At 52.0% G+C, this 16,178-nt stretch carries 15 protein-coding genes; 2 read left to right on the forward strand and 13 right to left on the reverse strand.

The window, feature by feature from the left end:
* Entirely contained in the window at positions 1-1,389 is a 1,389-nt protein-coding gene (locus B2R29_RS14955; protein WP_301181791.1) for a PLP-dependent aminotransferase family protein, read from the reverse strand.
* Positions 1,390-1,513: 124 nt separating this feature from the next.
* On the opposite strand from B2R29_RS14955, the gene ccoG reads away from it, so the two are divergent.
* Positions 1,514-2,836, forward strand: a complete 1,323-nt coding sequence (gene ccoG, locus B2R29_RS14960) for a cytochrome c oxidase accessory protein CcoG (protein WP_301181792.1) — start codon at positions 1,514-1,516, stop codon at positions 2,834-2,836.
* Positions 2,837-2,912: 76 nt separating this feature from the next.
* Positions 2,913-4,595, forward strand: coding sequence for a methyltransferase domain-containing protein (locus B2R29_RS14965; RefSeq protein WP_301181793.1), 1,683 nt, complete (start codon positions 2,913-2,915; stop codon positions 4,593-4,595).
* Positions 4,596-4,657: 62 nt separating this feature from the next.
* Here the strand turns inward: B2R29_RS14965 and B2R29_RS14970 are convergent, their stop codons facing one another.
* The 12 genes from B2R29_RS14970 to pcnB form a co-directional block, all read right to left on the reverse strand.
* Positions 4,658-5,464, reverse strand: a complete 807-nt coding sequence (locus B2R29_RS14970) for a hypothetical protein (protein WP_301181794.1) — start codon at positions 5,462-5,464, stop codon at positions 4,658-4,660.
* 3 nt (positions 5,465-5,467) lie between these two features.
* Positions 5,468-6,691: a hypothetical protein gene (locus B2R29_RS14975; protein WP_301181795.1), complete on the reverse strand. Its 1,224-nt coding sequence runs from the start codon at positions 6,689-6,691 to the stop codon at positions 5,468-5,470.
* Positions 6,692-6,973: 282 nt separating this feature from the next.
* Positions 6,974-7,696, reverse strand: coding sequence for an acireductone synthase (gene mtnC / locus B2R29_RS14980; RefSeq protein ID WP_301181796.1), 723 nt, complete (start codon positions 7,694-7,696; stop codon positions 6,974-6,976).
* A 37-nt stretch (positions 7,697-7,733) separates the two neighbouring features.
* Positions 7,734-8,279: a 1,2-dihydroxy-3-keto-5-methylthiopentene dioxygenase gene (locus B2R29_RS14985; protein ID WP_301181797.1), complete on the reverse strand. Its 546-nt coding sequence runs from the start codon at positions 8,277-8,279 to the stop codon at positions 7,734-7,736.
* Between the two features lie 7 nt (positions 8,280-8,286).
* Positions 8,287-8,916 (reverse strand): methylthioribulose 1-phosphate dehydratase, encoded by a 630-nt coding sequence (locus tag B2R29_RS14990; RefSeq protein WP_301181798.1) that lies wholly within the window; start codon positions 8,914-8,916, stop codon positions 8,287-8,289.
* Positions 8,916-9,920: an S-methyl-5-thioribose-1-phosphate isomerase gene (mtnA, locus tag B2R29_RS14995; RefSeq protein WP_301181799.1), complete on the reverse strand. Its 1,005-nt coding sequence runs from the start codon at positions 9,918-9,920 to the stop codon at positions 8,916-8,918. Before mtnA ends, B2R29_RS14990 begins: the two co-directional genes overlap by 1 nt.
* Positions 9,921-10,152: 232 nt before the next feature.
* On the reverse strand, positions 10,153-11,811 hold the full coding sequence (gene pgi, locus B2R29_RS15000) for a glucose-6-phosphate isomerase (RefSeq protein ID WP_301181800.1): 1,659 nt from the start codon (positions 11,809-11,811) through the stop codon (positions 10,153-10,155).
* 118 nt (positions 11,812-11,929) lie between these two features.
* Positions 11,930-12,310: an aspartate 1-decarboxylase gene (panD, locus tag B2R29_RS15005; RefSeq protein WP_076516573.1), complete on the reverse strand. Its 381-nt coding sequence runs from the start codon at positions 12,308-12,310 to the stop codon at positions 11,930-11,932.
* A 108-nt stretch (positions 12,311-12,418) separates the two neighbouring features.
* Positions 12,419-13,279, reverse strand: a complete 861-nt coding sequence (gene panC / locus B2R29_RS15010; RefSeq protein ID WP_301181801.1) for a pantoate--beta-alanine ligase — start codon at positions 13,277-13,279, stop codon at positions 12,419-12,421.
* A complete protein-coding gene (gene panB / locus B2R29_RS15015; protein ID WP_301181802.1) occupies positions 13,276-14,085 on the reverse strand; it encodes a 3-methyl-2-oxobutanoate hydroxymethyltransferase in 810 nt (269 codons plus the stop codon). Before panB ends, panC begins: the two co-directional genes overlap by 4 nt.
* 60 nt (positions 14,086-14,145) lie before the next feature.
* Entirely contained in the window at positions 14,146-14,640 is a 495-nt protein-coding gene (folK, locus tag B2R29_RS15020; protein WP_301181803.1) for a 2-amino-4-hydroxy-6-hydroxymethyldihydropteridine diphosphokinase, read from the reverse strand.
* Between the two features lie 5 nt (positions 14,641-14,645).
* Positions 14,646-16,013, reverse strand: a complete 1,368-nt coding sequence (gene pcnB, locus B2R29_RS15025) for a polynucleotide adenylyltransferase PcnB (RefSeq protein ID WP_301181804.1) — start codon at positions 16,011-16,013, stop codon at positions 14,646-14,648.
* Positions 16,014-16,178: the final 165 nt, after the last annotated feature.

Raw genomic sequence — 16,178 nt, forward strand, 5'->3', positions numbered from 1 at the left:
CTACACTTCGAGGAAAGCGCTGATCTGATTCAGCGCTTTTAATCGTTCAGCGGTCCATGGATGAACGTAGCCCAGCCTGAAACAATGGCGGAACTTATTTTCAGTTGAGAACAGCGCACCCGGCGCAATAAAAATTCCCAGTTTTTTCAGTTGTGAAAACAAGGATGAGGTGTTCTGGTTTTCCTGTAATTCAACCCATAGTGTTAAACCACCTTCAGGAACATTAAACCCATCAATGTTTGGCCACAGTCGAATGGCGTCTGCGAGGATATCTCTTTGCTGACGTAATTCTTTTTGTTGTCGTTTCAGGTGTGAGTCGTAGCCGCCATCGGCCATAAACTCAGCAAGACCATTCTGAATGCTTAAAGGGCTGGCCAACTGAGTCACCAGCTTTAACTGAAGTAACGCCTGTTGCCAGCGACCACCACTGATCCAGCCAATGCGCAAGTCGCGGGATAATGATTTAGAAAACGAACTGCAAAGAATGACGCGGTCTGTGCGGTCCTGTTTTTTTAGTGGATCTGGCGTATACGACAGTGCGGTATCCGCATAAATATCATCTTCAATCACTGCAAAATCATGATGCTCTGCAAGCTGCAACAACTGCTGACGCTCTGCATCTGGCATAACAGCACCCGCCGGAGTAGAAAAACAGGGCGACACGATGCACGCTTTGATGGGCCATTTCTGAGCTGCCTGCCTGAGCGAGTTTATCGACATCCCCGTTAATGAAGAGGAGGGGATCTCGATCACCTTCAACTGCAGCTGTTCAAGCAGCTGAAGCGCGCCATAAAAGCCGGGTGATTCAACCGCGACTACGTCTCCGGTTTTACAGGTTGCCATTAGTGCAAGAAACAGCGCGTTTTGACACCCTGCCGTAACAATAAAGTCTTCACTATCAAGCTGACAGCCGCGACGCAGATACCGTAGTGCGAGTTGCTGACGCAGAACGACTGAGCCCGCCGGATCATCGTAGTAAAGATGACTCTTACCCCGCTGGCGGCGCATTACCCGATTAATCGAACGGTTGAGTATTTCCAACCCCTGCGTATTCTCGCCACCGGCACCGGGCATCAGATCAAAGGCCGCACCATGCTGCATTAAATCCATCAGCAAAGGGCTGACGCGAGCGTTCACAGGAGCATTAGGGCGGGGCGTGGCGGATACCGGAGACTCGCGCTCAGCAACGTAATACCCCGAACGAGGTCTGGCGATTACCAGTCCGCGGGCCTCCAGACGGCTCAGAGCGTGTAGCACTGTGCCTTTGGCAAGCGTATACCTGTCGCATAACACCCGTACCGACGGCAACCTATCACCAGTACTCAGCCTGCCCTCAGCGATCTGCTCAGCCAGTGCGTCTTCAAGCACCTGATATTGATGAATCTTCATGACTCAACTGTACCACTTAAAGTTTAAAAAAGTGTGCCTTATATGATACAGATTGTGAGCGTAACCTCACCTCATAGTAGGTCGTCAAACAGAGAGAACTCTGTGATCTTAGGAGGTAACAGGTATGCAAAGAATCCCCGCTCTGGACATCACCCCAGCGCAGTCTGGAGAGAAAATACACGTCCGATTGTTCTCCGGGCGCTTTCAGACATTGCGTCGCACGATCAGCTGGCCCCTGTTGCTCGCCTATTTCGGCCTGGCGTGGATCAATATTAACGGTCAGCAAGCACTGCTATTTTCCTTTGAACATCGCAGGCTGTACTTCTTTGGTACTCAGTGGGGTTGGTACGACTTCCCGATACTTGCTGGCATTCTGGTTATTTCAGCCATCGCGCTGTTTGCGGCGTCGGCCGTGGTGGGGCGAATCTGGTGCGGTACTGCCTGTCCGCAAAGTGTGTGGACCTGGCTATTTCTGCGCATCGAAGAATTCACCGAAGGCCCGGCCTGGACGCGTAAGCGCATGGACGAAAAAGGCCTGACCACAGGGCAGCGCCTGCGTCGGATCAGTAAGCATGCGCTCTGGTTGCTACTGGCCGCCGCGACTGCCATCACCTTCACTGGCTACTTTGTGCCGATAAGAGAACTGGTGCCTGACATTGTATTGGGTGAGGCAAGCATAGCGACTGGCATCTGGTTGACCACCATGAGCGCGTTAACTTACCTGAACGCCGGGCTGGTGCGTGAAAAAATATGCTTGCACGCCTGCCCGTATTCGCGTTTTCAGAGCGTGATGTTTGACGACAACACTCGCACCGTTACCTACGACAAAACACGCGACAGCGACTGCATTGATTGCAGCCTCTGTGTGCAGGTGTGCCCAACCGGGATTGATATTCGCGATGGCTTACAGGCCGCCTGCATCGACTGCGGTGCCTGCATTGACGCCTGCAACAGCGTGATGGATAAAATTAAAAAACCACGAGGGCTAATTACCTACAACTCGGTAGAAAAGATCCGCACCGGTAAAAGCCCTATCCTGCGAACACGCACTCTGGCCTACGGCGTCGTGATTAGTGTGGCTGTCGCTATTCTGGGTAGCTTTATCGCCCAGCGTGATAGCATCGTCGTCGACATCGAACGTGACCGGCAACAGCTCTACTACCAGACCGTTAATGACCAAACCTGCAACAGCTACCAGCTCGAAGTGGAATACTTCGCAGCGGGCAGTCACCGCGTTGATGTGGCGATACAAGGCCTTACACATGCAGAACTGACCGGGCCTGCAACACTGCTGGTACCAGATAATGGCGTCGCAACACAACAGTATCAGGTGTGTGTAGAAACTTCGGCCCTGAACCGGACAGGCTATCGTAATGATATTGAGTTTGTTATTACGGCGGGGGATGAACAAGTGAGCCGTGGCACGACGTTTATTGCGGGGTGGTAAACTGCCTTATCGTTATACATGGCGCTTCCCGTCAGGTAGAGTGTTACCAGTGATGTAGTAAGGAGTGTCGCTTGTAATGGATTACCAGACGGGCAAGTTTTACAGCCATAACGTCAGCGATGTAATTAGTCGCTATGACGCTATCGATAGCCCGATATCGAAGTATTTTTCATTGGCATTTCCAAAGCCTGCTTCGCAGATTCTGGATGTTGGTTGTGGTACCGGACGTGATCTCCGTGCGCTGCTTGCTGCAGGGTATAACGCGTTTGGTATTGAGCCTGTCGAAGAGCTGAGACAGGCGGCAATTCAACGTTATCCATCTCTTTCCGGTTGTCTTCGGTCTGGCGCGCTCCCCGGGTTTTCAGTAGATGACAAGTACGATGGCATACTATGCAGTGCAGTCCTTATGCACATTCCTCAAGGTCAGCAGCTAGAGGCATTTCTTGATATCAGAAACCTCCTGAAAGTAGGAGGTCGCTTACTACTCTCGATTCCTGCTACCAGAGACGACCTTGATGAAGAGTTCCGTGATCCCGATGGACGCCTCTTTGTTCCTACTGATCCCGAACGAATTCGCTTAATCGCTGAGCAGATCGGCTTCACTTTTATCAGTCATAGCAATGACGAAGATGCTCTCGGGCGTTCAGGCTACTCGTGGAATACCCTGATTTTTGAGAAGTCCAGTGAGGCGAATCGTCCTTTAGATCGTATTGAATCCGTTCTAAGAAACGACAGGAAAGTGGCTACCTACAAGCTAGCGTTACTACGGGCGTTCTGTGACATCGCAGAGCGTGACGAGAATGCCGTGAACTGGTTTCCTGATGGTTATGTTGGGATGCCAATTGAAGCCTTGGCAGAGTGTTGGCTAGCCTATTACTGGCCACTGATCTCAGCTTCTGAACATATTCCGCAAAGCACAACTGATCACCCAGGTTCACAAAGGGCGATCACTTTCCGCGCGGCGCTCAGCGATCTCAACTGCTTATGTCGGGACTATTTTGACCCCGACCCTGATGTTGCATACACCCTGTTTGTTTTAGCGTGGAAGAAGGGAACCTTAACCAATGATATTGCTCGTCAGTTAAGAGCCGTTTTGTCTGCAATAAAAACGGCGTTGAGGGATGGTCCAGTTAAGCATGCGGCTCAAGGTGGAATGTTCCGGTATCAGTCGGGGCTGGTGATGTTGCATGTGGATCTATGGAGAGAGTTTTGCCTCTCCAGCCACTGGATTCGCGATTCGCTAATACTGCGTTGGTCAGAACTCTGTGAAAAATTTTCAATGTCGAAAGATCCATCAATTCAACGGGGTGCCACGTTATCTTATCTGTTAAAAGAAGGGCTACCAGAGCGCGAGCAGGGTATAGCCCGGCGTATGTATGAAGAACGTGAAAATCTATCTTGTGTGTGGAGTGATAAGAAAATTACTCTGGCAACGATGGATGTAGACCACGCATTGCCTTTCTCTCTCTGGCGCAATAATGATTTATGGAATCTCTTACCAGCTGCAAGAACAGTGAATAACGAGAAGCGTGATAAAATACCGACGCCCGAGCTCTTACGTAGTCGAAAAGAAGCCATCGTCGATGTCTGGCAGTTTGCCAATGAAATCGAGCCCAAAGTCTTTCAGTTTGAAGTAGAGAGAACATTAGGTAAATTCCATGAGTCGCGTTGGGAACAGGAGCTTTTTCAATATATGTCTGAAAGAGCGGCTGTTGCGATTTATCGGCGAGGCGAGACTGCGTGGAATTATGGTCTTTGAGAGCACACTTTGAGGTTTAGCTACTGGTCGTAGGGTGCGCACTGCGCACCAATCGTGTTTGGTCAGTTCTGCTCTTCGGTTTGTTTTGCCTTCTCAGAGGCTTCTCTTTTGAAATCCAGGTATGAACCTGTCTCTGCTTCTCGCTTCCATATCAGAGGCTCCATGGCTACGCCTTGATTTATATCTTTCGATACTGATGCGGCAATGGCCTTCTCCCTCTTAACCCAGTCAGGAAAGTCGATCTGGACGGTTTGCATGATGGAGGTGCAGTAGTCTTTTACTGTTTCGAGGTGATCCCGAACATCTGTGTTATTCGTAACGCCAAAGGTGAACTGTAGATAGTGGTTTTCTGTGATCGGTGTTATCCAAACATAGTCTTGGGAGTCAGCAGTCGCACAGTATTCGATGTCATTAACATAGAACAGGTAGTTAGCATCGTTTATAGAAACATGCTTGCACTCTTTCAATGCAGTGACATTTAAGTAGTAAGAATCATCATCGAATCGCTTGTGATTCTCCAAGGTTATGGTTTCTTGTAGCTGTTCGGGAATAAAGAAGTTTTGACCTTTGTTTCCTTTTACGATAGCTAAGTTTACGTAAATATGTGACTTCTCTGATTGCCTCAGAACTGTGCCCTTGATATCCCATCTTGTTCTGAAATAACTGTGATACCCAATTGAATTGCCATCGTGCTGATACTGTTCCTGGTCAAATATGTTGATGTTATCGGGAAAATTTTCTTGTTCGCCCCATTTGGTCAACACAGAGTTCAACTTTATCGAAACTTTTATATCCGAAAGATTGAAAGAGCGTTGTGGGGCACTCTTTAAACTAGGGAAACGGATTTTGCCAAAAATAGGGTAAGACATGCTTTAGGCTCGGTGGCGAAGCTTTTGGATCGTGTGGTCAATCATATCACCACCATTCTCGATTACTTTTGAATTGGCTCCGAAGTTAGACATAACCAGTGCAGCCCACCCGGTCGCAAACGATACAGCTTGAACAGATAGCGCTGCTTCCGGTATCAGGTAAGGGCTAGCCCCTACGGCTGCCATCATTGTACGTTTGAAACCAGTGGCAGTAAGTTGGCCAGGTGTCAGGTTGCGCAGGCCGTTTTCTCCTTGCTCTTTCATCTGCCGTGCTGATACATGAATCTCACTGATGGCGTTTCCTGTTCCCCAGGTTTGTGACAGATTCAGCTCGTTCATAAGCGGGCGCTGTGGGGCTAGTTGCATGCCCGCTTTCTTACGGTAATGGTCGATGACAGAGAGGTTCATCGTTGGGTTGGCATAGAATACTTTCTGTTTACCCAGGTTTTCGATCTCTTTCGGTGAAAGCTCCTTCAGCGCGATCTGTAGTGCACGTTTGAAAAGCGCATGGCCTTTCTCATGCAGTGTCCAGTTAAGCTCTTTACCAGCTCTCGCTTCAATACGGATTATCTGAGCAAGCTTCTTGGCGTTTTCAGATCCACCTTTGGTATTTACGATTGATGCGTCGAATACTTCTCGGAAATCTGATCCGATTCCTGTGCCAATATCGTTGTAGAAAATGGTGAAGTCACTATTTTCTAAGGTGGCTTTAGTGGTCTCTGGTTTGTAGCCACGTTCGATAAATGCTGGCATCTGCGAGGTTGCACTCAGGATGTCCGCGAACCCACCATTAACAGCAATGTGGTCCGAATGAATTCTGGATGTCTCTTTAGCTTCCCAAACGCCTTTACTGGAACCTTTGAATGCGACTTGATACAAGCCAGCTTTGTCTTTTGAGCGGCTTCTTACGACGTCATAGTCCTGAATAAACACACATCCATTAGCCATGCTGTAGCTGATATAGCCGCCGTCAAGCTCAAGCTTGTGTTCGGTCGGTTTGAATCGGCTAACTCTACTGCGGAGCAGTCCATGGCGGTTATTGAGACTGTCGAGTTGGGATAACAGGTAGCCTGCGTGGTAGTCAGTCTTGGCTTTGTTTTTCAGGCGATTGTAGTTTGAGTGTTCGCTCTTTGGGACGAACACTTTCATCCCTTGATCAGGCGGGCTGATTTGCTTCCATGGCTGGCCTTGAAAGGTTGCTTCATTCCCTTTAATACTGACTTCCATATCGCTTCCCTTGATGTTGTCTGGATATAGCGTGACCTTAACACAGCGTCTGGTATAGGTTAAGTTTGGCCTGACAGTCATGGTAGGAGATGTGATGCTGGTCTGCTAGGCTAGATAAATCTGCCGATTCTGACGCTGTTTGGCTAGTTCCATCTTATCGTCACCAAGCTAGATGGCCGGTGTGCAATGCACACCCTACGGTTCATTCGATCAGATCTCTTTATAAATGAAACACAGTCGGGGATATGATCCCCTCCTGCAGAGAGGAGGGCAGTCGGGTACTCAAATCTCTGCAAAACTCTTCACGGCTTTATGCTCAGCATCTGCCGGAATGTCATTTTCACGAACTAGCCATACCGTCTGCATCCCCGCTTCTTTGGCGGCATCCAACTCTTCTTTGATGTCTGATAAAAATAGTACGTTGTTTGCATGTAATCCGGCGTGGTTTTTCTGCAGATCAGCAAGAATATTCAGGTATGACTGAGTCTCGCGTTTGCCGCCCACAAGAGTATCGAAGTGGCCTTTGAATAAAGGCAGCAGATTGCCATCTTGTGAATAACCAAAAAACAGTTCCTGCGCTTTTACCGAGCCTGATGAATACACGTAAAGCGGCAGGCCGCTGTCGTGCCATTTTTTCAGGTATTCGGTGGCGTCCGGGTACATGTGCGCTTGGTAGTCACCATTTTCGTAGCCGGTTTTCCAGATGAGGCCTTGCAGGGCTTTGAGTGGGGTGGCTTTGCGGTCTTCTGCAATCCATTGCAGCAGTTTTTCGATGAGTGCATCTGTGTTGTCGGCGATGTCGTCGTTGCTGAGATTCTCTCCGTCTTCTGCTGCTAACTCTGCGGTCTGTTGCAGGGCCGGTTTTACAGCGTCGTCGTTGATATGATCGCGTACGTATTGCGGCAGGTGTTCTGCCGCGTACGGGAAAAGTACGTCTTTAACGAAGCTGATCGAAGAGGTGGTGCCTTCGATATCGGTGAGTATGACTTTTACAGAAGCGTCCATCAGTTTACTGTCACTTGTTTCGTGTTTATTTTAATGGTCAGTTGTCGAGGCGGTTAAAGCGGTCGGCGATGTCGCTGCCGGTAAAGTTGGCGACCCAGCCATCGGGGTTGTTAAACAGGCGGATGGCAATAAAGCCTGGGTTCGGGCCCATATCAAACCAGTGGGTGGTGTTCGCCGGTACGCTGATTAAGTCGCCTTCGGTGCAGTGTACTTCGTAGACTTTTTCACCGATGTGCAGGGTGAACAGGCCTTCGCCTGCGACGAAGAAACGTACTTCGTCTTCGCTGTGGGTGTGCTCACTGAGGAATTTCTGACGGAATTCGTCTTTCTGCGGATGATCGGCGTTGAGGCTGATGACGTCGACGGTTTGATAGCCATTTTCTGCAATTAAGCGGTCGATGTCGCTTTTGTAAGCTGCAATAACGTTTTCTTGTGGTGCGCCGGGTTCAAGTTCTGCGTCGGTTTCCCACTGTTCGTAACGCACACCGGCTTCTGCCAGCTGGGCGGCCATCTTTTCTTTGTTGTCGGTGGTGAACAACAGGTTGGTGATGTCGTGATCTGTGTATACGCGGAGTACGCTCATAATGGCCTCACGGTTGGCGTATTTTTAATAATTCGAGTTGGTAGCCTAACAGGTGTTCAATCGCTTCGAGATGGCGGTAACACTCAGCGATGTCTTTGCCCCAGGTGTATACCCCGTGGCCACGGATCAGGTAGGCATGGCCTTGTCCGTGTTGCTGCATATGATCTTCTACCTGTGCCGACAGGCGGTCAATATCCTGATCATTCGGAAAAATCGGGAAGGTGACGGTACCTTCGTGGGTGGTTTCACCGGCGAAGGCTTTTTGCAGCTCCCAGCCGGTGATGCTGAGGCTGTCGTCTTGCCATATCTGCGACAGTAACACCACGGTAGGGGAGTGCGTATGCAGTACCGCGCCTATATTTGCGTCGCGGCGATACAGTTGGGTGTGCAGTCCGGTTTCTGCCGACGGTTTACCTTCTGACAGCGGTTCACCTTGCATGTTCACGGCGAGAATATCCGCAGGCGTCAGTTCGCCCTTGTGTTTACCCGAGCTGGTCAGTGCGCAGACGTCTTCATTCAGGCGTACTGAGTAGTTTGAGCTGGTGGCGGGTGACCAGTTGTTGTCGTACAGGATTTTACCGTACCGGCAGAGGTCGGTAGCGGCTTTCTGAAATGCTGATTTATTAAAGGCGGTCATTAGCTGTTTACCATGACGGCGATGTTTTCGACCGTTGGATGTTCGACAAAGCCTTTTTCGGTCACGATGGCGTCGATCAGCTCAGCAGGCGTTACATCAAACGACGGATTAATTGCCTCACAGCCTTCTGGTGCGATTGGCTGGCCGTTCAGAGAGGTCACCTCTGACATCGGGCGCTGTTCAATCGGGATGGCGCTACCGCTGTCGAGTGACAGGTCGAAGGTGGTGGTCGGAGCCGCCACCATGACTTTCATGCCGTGGTGCTTTGCCAATACAGCGAGGCTGTAGGTACCGATTTTGTTGGCCACATCGCCGTTGGCGGTAATGCGGTCGGCACCGACAATCACCCAGTCTGCGCCCTTGGCGCGGAACAGCTGTGCCGCTGCGCCGTCGCACACGAGTTTTACCGGAATATTGTCCTGCATCAGCTCCCAGGCGGTTAAACGCGCACCCTGTAACCATGGTCGGGTTTCACCAGCGTATACCTGCGTGATTTTACCGTCGGCGTAGGCCGAGCGAATAATGCCCAGCGCCGTACCATGGCCGCCGGTCGCGAGTGCGCCTGTGTTGCAGTGGGTGTAAATGCGGCTGCCTTCTTTGATCAGTGACGCACCGAACTGCCCCATGGCCAGATTCGCTGCGATGTCTTCTTCGTGAATCTTCTTCGCTTCGGCGACGAGTGCGTGTGGGTCTTCAGTACCCAGATTCGCCATGCGTTCCAGCGCCCAGAAAAGATTGACGGCGGTTGGGCGGGATTCGGCCAGTACTTTGTAGGCTTCGCCAAGGTCGCGACCATTGAGGGCGTCCAGTGCATACCCGTAGGCGGCGGTGATACCGATGGCAGGCGCGCCTCGCACGACCATGTCACGGATGGCATCAGCAACGTCGGCAGCGGTGGTGTATTCATGCACTGTGTGGGTGTGCGGCAATACGCGTTGATCTAACAGATGTAGCGACTGGCCGCGCCATTCGATGGCATGAAACGATGAAGAATGCGCTGTCATAGGTAACACCAGACTGAAGGTATAAAGCGCCGCATTTTACACTGGTTAGCAATGTGTTGTCGTTAAGAAGGCTTATAGGTACTCAGCCCGCTATACGGCACTCCACACACGCGGAGGTGACAACAGATTTAGTACGTGGTGAGTAGCCTTTGCCAGCAGGGATGCTGGCAAAGAGCCTACAGGGATGTATCTACGGCGTGCTACAAACCACGTACTGAATCTGTATATAGGGTCACAGAAGCTTCTGCATACGATGGAATGCGTTAATCAGGCCGTTGGTCGAGCCGTCAAATCCGTCAGGTGCACTCTGCGACTCCAGCGCATCGAGCACTTTGTTACCGAGTTTCTTACCCAGTTCTACGCCCCACTGGTCGAAGGAGTTCACGTCCCAGAGCATGCCCTGTGCCGCGACTTTATGCTCGTACAGCGCAATCAGTGCGCCCACGACCTGTGGTGTCGATTTCGGGAAGTAGAGCGTGTTAGACGGGCGGTTACCGGGAATCACTTTGTGTGGCGCCAGCACCATGGCTTCGGCCTTGCTAATGCCAGAGGCGACCAGTTCTTCAATCGCTTCGTCTTCAGATTTACCCTGCAGTAGCGCCTGACTCTGAGACAGGCAGTTAGATACCAGCATGGCGTGGAAGTTATCAATCGGGTTGTGGCTGTTCATCGGCATGATGAAGTCGCACGGAGAAAAGTGCGTGCCCTGGTGCAGCAGCTGGTGGAACGCGTGCTGGCCGTTGGTACCCACACCGCCCCAGATCACCGGGCCGGTGTTGTAATTTACTTTGCTACCATCAATGGTCACGCTTTTGCCGTTACTTTCCATGTCGAGCTGTTGCAGGTGAGCAGGCAGCGAGCGCAGGTAGTGGTCGTATGGCAGGATGGCGTGGGAGTTCACACCAAAGAAGTTAACGTACCAGACACCCAGCAAAGCCATAATGACGGGCATGTTGTGTTCGAGCGGGGCCGTGCGGAAATGCTCATCCATCAGGTAGGCGCCGCGTAGCAGGTCGCGGAAGTTATCAATCCCGATGGCCAGCGCCAGTGGCAGGCCAATGGCCGACCAGAGCGAATAACGGCCGCCAACCCAGTCCCACATTGGGAAGATGTTCTCTTCAGAAATACCAAAGGCGGTGGCTTTTTCTACGTTTGAAGACACTGCGGTGAAGTGTTTGCACAGATCGTCTTCGGTGCCGCCGTTATCAAGGAACCACTGACGGCAGGCATTGGCGTTCTTCAGGGTTTCCTGCGTACCAAATGACTTGGATTGAATAATAAACAGGGTGGTCGCCGGGTCGAGTCGCTTTAAGATCTCGGTAATGTGCGAGCCGTCGATGTTAGCCAGGTAGTGAATATTCAGGCGGCTGTCCCAATAGGGCTTGAGTGCGCTGGACGCCAGTTTAGGGCCGAGGAAGGAACCACCAATACCGATCGATACGACGTCAGTGAACGGTTTGTTGGTGTAGCCACGCCATTGGTTACGGCGGATTTTCCAGCAGAACTCTTCCATGCGGTGAACCGTTTCACGGATCTCAGGCATGATGTTTTCGCCATCGACCATGATGTCGCGGTCGCCGAAGTTGCGCAGTGCGGTGTGCAGAGCCGGACGGTTCTCGCTGCGGTTGATGGTTTCGCCGTTGAACATTGCACCGATTTTAGCGGGCAGATCCTGCTCACGAGCGAGGCTCAGCAGCAGTGACATGGTGTCTTCGGTGATGCGGTTTTTGGAGTAGTCGAGGGTCAGGCCTGCAGCTTCAAGCTGGAAGGTGTCAAAGCGGTTGGGGTCTTCATTGAACCAGTCGCGCATGTGGTGGTCACTGATGCCGCTGTAGTGTTCCTGAAGGTCTTTCCACGCTGCTGACTGCGTCAGGCTTCCTGTGTATCCCATTGGTTTTCCTGCACTTTTTCCGTAACTGATGAATTGAGTATACGGTGTGGGTATTCAACGGGCAAAAAAAGACCGCCCGTGGGCGGCCTTTGTGGTCAGTTTGGCAGTGATCGTGTGATCAGGCCACCTGCACCGGAATGTCGAAGCTGGTGTGACTGACAGTGTTGTCTTCGTTCATATACACCATCTTTGGCTTGAACGTCGCAAGCTCTTCTTCGCTGTAGTTGCCATAAGCGCAGATAATGATGCGGTCGCCAACACTGGCGTGGTGCGCAGCCGCACCGTTTACAGAGATAATGCCAGAGTCATCTTCGCCACGAATAATGTAAGTGGTGAAACGTTGACCGTTATCAATGTTGTAGATCTGGATTTGTTCAAACTCACGCATGCCCGTAAGTTCGAGCAGCTTGCCGTCGATGGCACAAGAGCCTTCATAATTCAGCACAGAGTGAGTCACACGTGCCTGGTGAAGCTTGGCTTTCAGCATGATGGTTTGCATGGGTAAACCCTTCAAGTTCTCTGTTCGGGCAGCTCGAATCCGCTTAAATATGCGGGCGTCTGAACTGCTCATTTTCTAGCCTATCGGCGTAAGGCGCGGAAGTATGCCTCAAACAATCCCGCGATTCAATGTTACGACCAGATTATCAATAAGGCGCGCATTGCCTAAAAATGCGGCCCCCAGAATCACCACCTCTGAAACCCCTGATACCGCTGAGCTCAGATCTGTGGCGGATCTTACTTCAACATAGTCTGGGCGGAATCCGCGCTCTTCAAGGCGAAGACTAGCTGCACTCAGGCTACTTTCAAGCGATTCACCCGCGTTCAGTGCATCGGCGATTTCGTTCAGCGTCTTGTAGAGTCCGGTGGCGAGCTGGCGTTCTTCGTCCGTCAGATAGCCGTTGCGCGAACTCAGTGCCAGGCCATCTTCGGCCCGGGCGGTCGGCACAGTGACAACCTCTACCGGAATACATAGATCGCTAACCATTTTCTTGATGACGGCGACCTGTTGGAAGTCTTTCTCGCCAAAGAAAGCGGCGTCGGGCAGTACCTGATTAAACAGCTTGGTAACAACAGTCGACACGCCATCGAAGTGACCCGGACGGCTGCCTCCACACAGACCTTCAGAAACTACAGGCACATGGACGATGCTTTGTTCGTCCTGGCCGTTCGGGTACATTTCATCAACGTCTGGTGCGAACAGAAGGTCGCAGTTGGCTGCGGCAAGCTTTTCCTGATCCTGCGGCAGGGTGCGCGGATAGCGTTGCAGGTCAGTTTTGTCGTTGAACTGCAGCGGATTCACAAAGATGCTGCTGACGACGTAGTCGGTCTCGTCGTTGGCTCGATCTACCAGGCTGATGTGGCCGGCATGCAGGTTACCCATCGTCGGCACAAAGCCAATACGTTTTCCGCTCATACGAGCGTTGCGGACGTGTTCCCGCAGTTCAGCAATCGTATGAACTGTAATCATGCATCAAATCCGTGTTCTGGAGCGGGGAAGCTGCCATCGCGAACTTCATCGGCGTAGGATTTGATGGCTTCGGGCACAGTACGGCCATCGGTCATGTAGTTCTTAACAAACTTAGGAATGTGCTGAGTATTGAGGCCGAGCATGTCGTAACACACCAGCACCTGAGCATCCGTGTCTGAACCCGCACCAATGCCGACAACAGGAACATTCACTGCTTCGGTAATGCGCTTCGCAAGAGGGCTTGGAACACATTCAAGCAGGATAATATCAGCCCCGGCTTCTGCCAGAGCAATGGAGTGCGCGACCATGGCATCGGCTTTTTCTTCTTCGCGGCCCTGAACGCGATAACCGCCCATTTTGTTCACAGCTTGCGGTGTCAGGCCTAGGTGTGCGCATACAGGAACTCCCTGACGTGCCAGGCTTTCGACAAGAGGCACCAGCCAGTCATCACCTTCGACCTTCACCATGTGGGCACCCGCCTGCATGACAGCACGTGCGCTTGCTACGCCTGTCGCAATATCACCATAAGTCATAAATGGCAGGTCAGTCATAATAAGTGCCTGACGTTCTGCACGGGCGTTGCCGCGTGCCACGGCCGCGGTGTGATAAACCATTTCTTCGAGGGTCACAGGAATCGTGCTGGTCTGCCCCTGAATAACGTTACCGAGTGAATCACCAACCAGCAGGGCCTCAACACCTGCGTCGGCGGCAAGTTGGGCGAAGGTGGCATCGTACGCGGTCAGTACAGAAAACTTCTGACCTTTGTCTTTCATGCTTTGTAACGTGCGGATGCTGATAGCGCTCATGCTGTTTATTCTCCGGTAATCCCGATACGCGGGTTATGGGCGTATGGTGCGGATTGTGGGTTATAAGTCAATAACGGGCGATTGCAGCTTGTGCAGATCGCCATCAAATTCAGGCTCAATCTGACAGAGCGGTTGCCCGTCAGGAAGGACGAGATCCGGCGCGATCTCAAGCAATGGAGTAACGACGAACGACCGGTTCTTCATTTCGTGGTGCGGGAGGTTGAGGCGTTCTGAACTCAGTGTTTCATCACCGTACAGAAGAATGTCGAGGTCAATACAGCGCTCACCCCAGTGGCGCTGCTTTACCCGGCCCTGGGTCTTTTCGATCGCCTGTAAAGCATCGAGGAGATCCATAGGGGAGAGCCCGGTTTCAAGTTCGGCGACTGCATTCACATAGTCGGGCTGATCTTCAGGGCCGAGCGGTGCGCTGCCATAAAGAGAAGAACACCGATGGAGCTGAGTCTCTGGCAGTGCTTTCAGTGTTTGCAGGGCGATATGAATCTGCTCGATGGGCCCGTCAATGTTGGCCCCAAGCCCGATATAAACCGTGGTCATTGGGGTCAGCTACGGTTGTTATTGCCGTTGCGGCGACGACGTGGACGGCGGCGACGCTGGCCATCATTACGTTCGCCTGCACCATCGTTGCGTCTGTCGTGCGAACGACTGGCTGCCGGTGGATGATCTTTCTGTATGTCGGTCCAGAAGTCACACAGCTCCTGCAGATCTTCACCGGACTGATGACGTAATAGCAGGAAGTCGTAGGCGGCACGGAAGCGCGGATGCTGGGTCAGCTCGGCAGCCTTGCGGCTACGTGTTTTTGGCAGGCGCAGCTGCATCTCCCAGATCTCACGCATCGGGATCGAGAAACGCTTAGGAATCGCTGTTGCTTTCACCTGTTCCTGGAGCACTTTATCGGCAGCCTTCTGAATGGCCGGATGCGGCGCCATGCCGTCGTCTTCGTATTTCTGACGCACTTTATTCAGTTGTGGCCAGAGCAAGGCTGCGAGGAAGAAATAAGGTGTTACTGACTTACCCGCCTGGATGCGGGCATCGGTGTTACGCATGGTGTTCTCAATGAGAGACACGGCGTAATCGTCTTCCTGCATACGTTGCTCAGCAGACGGGAACAGAGGTTCGAACAGGTGGTAGTCACGCAGCATACGCACAGTATCCAGTGCGTTACCCGCCAGAATAAGCTTCAGTGACTCTTCAAACAGGCGTGCTGCAGGAATCTGAGTCATCAGCGGCGCCATGTCGCGAATTGGCGCCGCTGTGTTGGCTTCGATATCAAAGCCGAGTTTTACCGCAAAGCGGATAGCTCGCAGCATGCGTACCGGGTCTTCGCGGTAACGTGTCGCCGGGTCACCGATCAGACGGATCTGTTTTGCCTTCAGGTCGTCCCAGCCGCCAGCGTAGGAGTGCACGCTGAAATCATCAATGTTGTAGTACAGAGCATTAATGGTGAAGTCGCGGCGCATGGCGTCTTCATCTTTATTTCCGTAAACGTTATCGCGCAGGATCATACCCTGGTCGCCCTGACGGGATACTTTGTCTGAGTGCTCTTCAGAAGGTGGAGCACGGAAGGTCGCGACCTCAATCACTTCGCGGCCAAACACGACATGAACCAGCTTAAAGCGGCGACCGATCAGGCGAGAGTTGCGGAACAGAGCGTTAACCTGCTCTGGTGTCGCATCGGTCGACACATCGAAATCTTTAGGTGACAAACCCAGAAGGTTATCGCGGACACCGCCACCCACAAGGTACGCACCGTAGCCTGCTTTACGCAGTCGATAGAGGACCTTAAGCGCAGCCTCACTGATGTTTGTGCGGGAAATAGAATGCTCGTCGCGCGGAATCACACGCAGCTGTACGTCATCGGCAGCGACTTTCTGGCTGAACAGCTTTTTGACTCGGTTGATCAGGGTCACGATAGAAGTGGTTCTCTGGTTAATCTGCGAGCGAGTTTACAGCTAAGCCGGAGCGGACACAAAGTAAACAGTTGAAGCTGGCCCGGAGGGGTAGGTAACAGGCAAAGAAAAAGCCGCACTGATTGGGGCCAGTGCGGCTTTCTGAGTCGGTTGTGCCGGATGTTG

Source organism: Thalassolituus sp. UBA3500 (assembly GCF_002377545.1).
Classification (GTDB): domain Bacteria; phylum Pseudomonadota; class Gammaproteobacteria; order Pseudomonadales; family Oceanobacteraceae; genus Thalassolituus.

What these genes read in the sequence shown, in the direction of transcription:
- B2R29_RS14955 (WP_301181791.1), bottom strand. Translation starts at nt 1,389, where the DNA reads ATGAAGATTCATCAATATCAGGTGCTTGAAGACGCACTGGCTGAGCAG.
- ccoG (WP_301181792.1), top strand. Translation starts at nt 1,514, where the DNA reads ATGCAAAGAATCCCCGCTCTGGACATCACCCCAGCGCAGTCTGGAGAG.
- B2R29_RS14965 (WP_301181793.1), top strand. Translation starts at nt 2,913, where the DNA reads ATGGATTACCAGACGGGCAAGTTTTACAGCCATAACGTCAGCGATGTA.
- B2R29_RS14970 (WP_301181794.1), bottom strand. Translation starts at nt 5,464, where the DNA reads ATGTCTTACCCTATTTTTGGCAAAATCCGTTTCCCTAGTTTAAAGAGT.
- B2R29_RS14975 (WP_301181795.1), bottom strand. Translation starts at nt 6,691, where the DNA reads ATGGAAGTCAGTATTAAAGGGAATGAAGCAACCTTTCAAGGCCAGCCA.
- mtnC (WP_301181796.1), bottom strand. Translation starts at nt 7,696, where the DNA reads ATGGACGCTTCTGTAAAAGTCATACTCACCGATATCGAAGGCACCACC.
- B2R29_RS14985 (WP_301181797.1), bottom strand. Translation starts at nt 8,279, where the DNA reads ATGAGCGTACTCCGCGTATACACAGATCACGACATCACCAACCTGTTG.
- B2R29_RS14990 (WP_301181798.1), bottom strand. Translation starts at nt 8,916, where the DNA reads ATGACCGCCTTTAATAAATCAGCATTTCAGAAAGCCGCTACCGACCTC.
- mtnA (WP_301181799.1), bottom strand. Translation starts at nt 9,920, where the DNA reads ATGACAGCGCATTCTTCATCGTTTCATGCCATCGAATGGCGCGGCCAG.
- pgi (WP_301181800.1), bottom strand. Translation starts at nt 11,811, where the DNA reads ATGGGATACACAGGAAGCCTGACGCAGTCAGCAGCGTGGAAAGACCTT.
- panD (WP_076516573.1), bottom strand. Translation starts at nt 12,310, where the DNA reads ATGCAAACCATCATGCTGAAAGCCAAGCTTCACCAGGCACGTGTGACT.
- panC (WP_301181801.1), bottom strand. Translation starts at nt 13,279, where the DNA reads ATGATTACAGTTCATACGATTGCTGAACTGCGGGAACACGTCCGCAAC.
- panB (WP_301181802.1), bottom strand. Translation starts at nt 14,085, where the DNA reads ATGAGCGCTATCAGCATCCGCACGTTACAAAGCATGAAAGACAAAGGT.
- folK (WP_301181803.1), bottom strand. Translation starts at nt 14,640, where the DNA reads ATGACCACGGTTTATATCGGGCTTGGGGCCAACATTGACGGGCCCATC.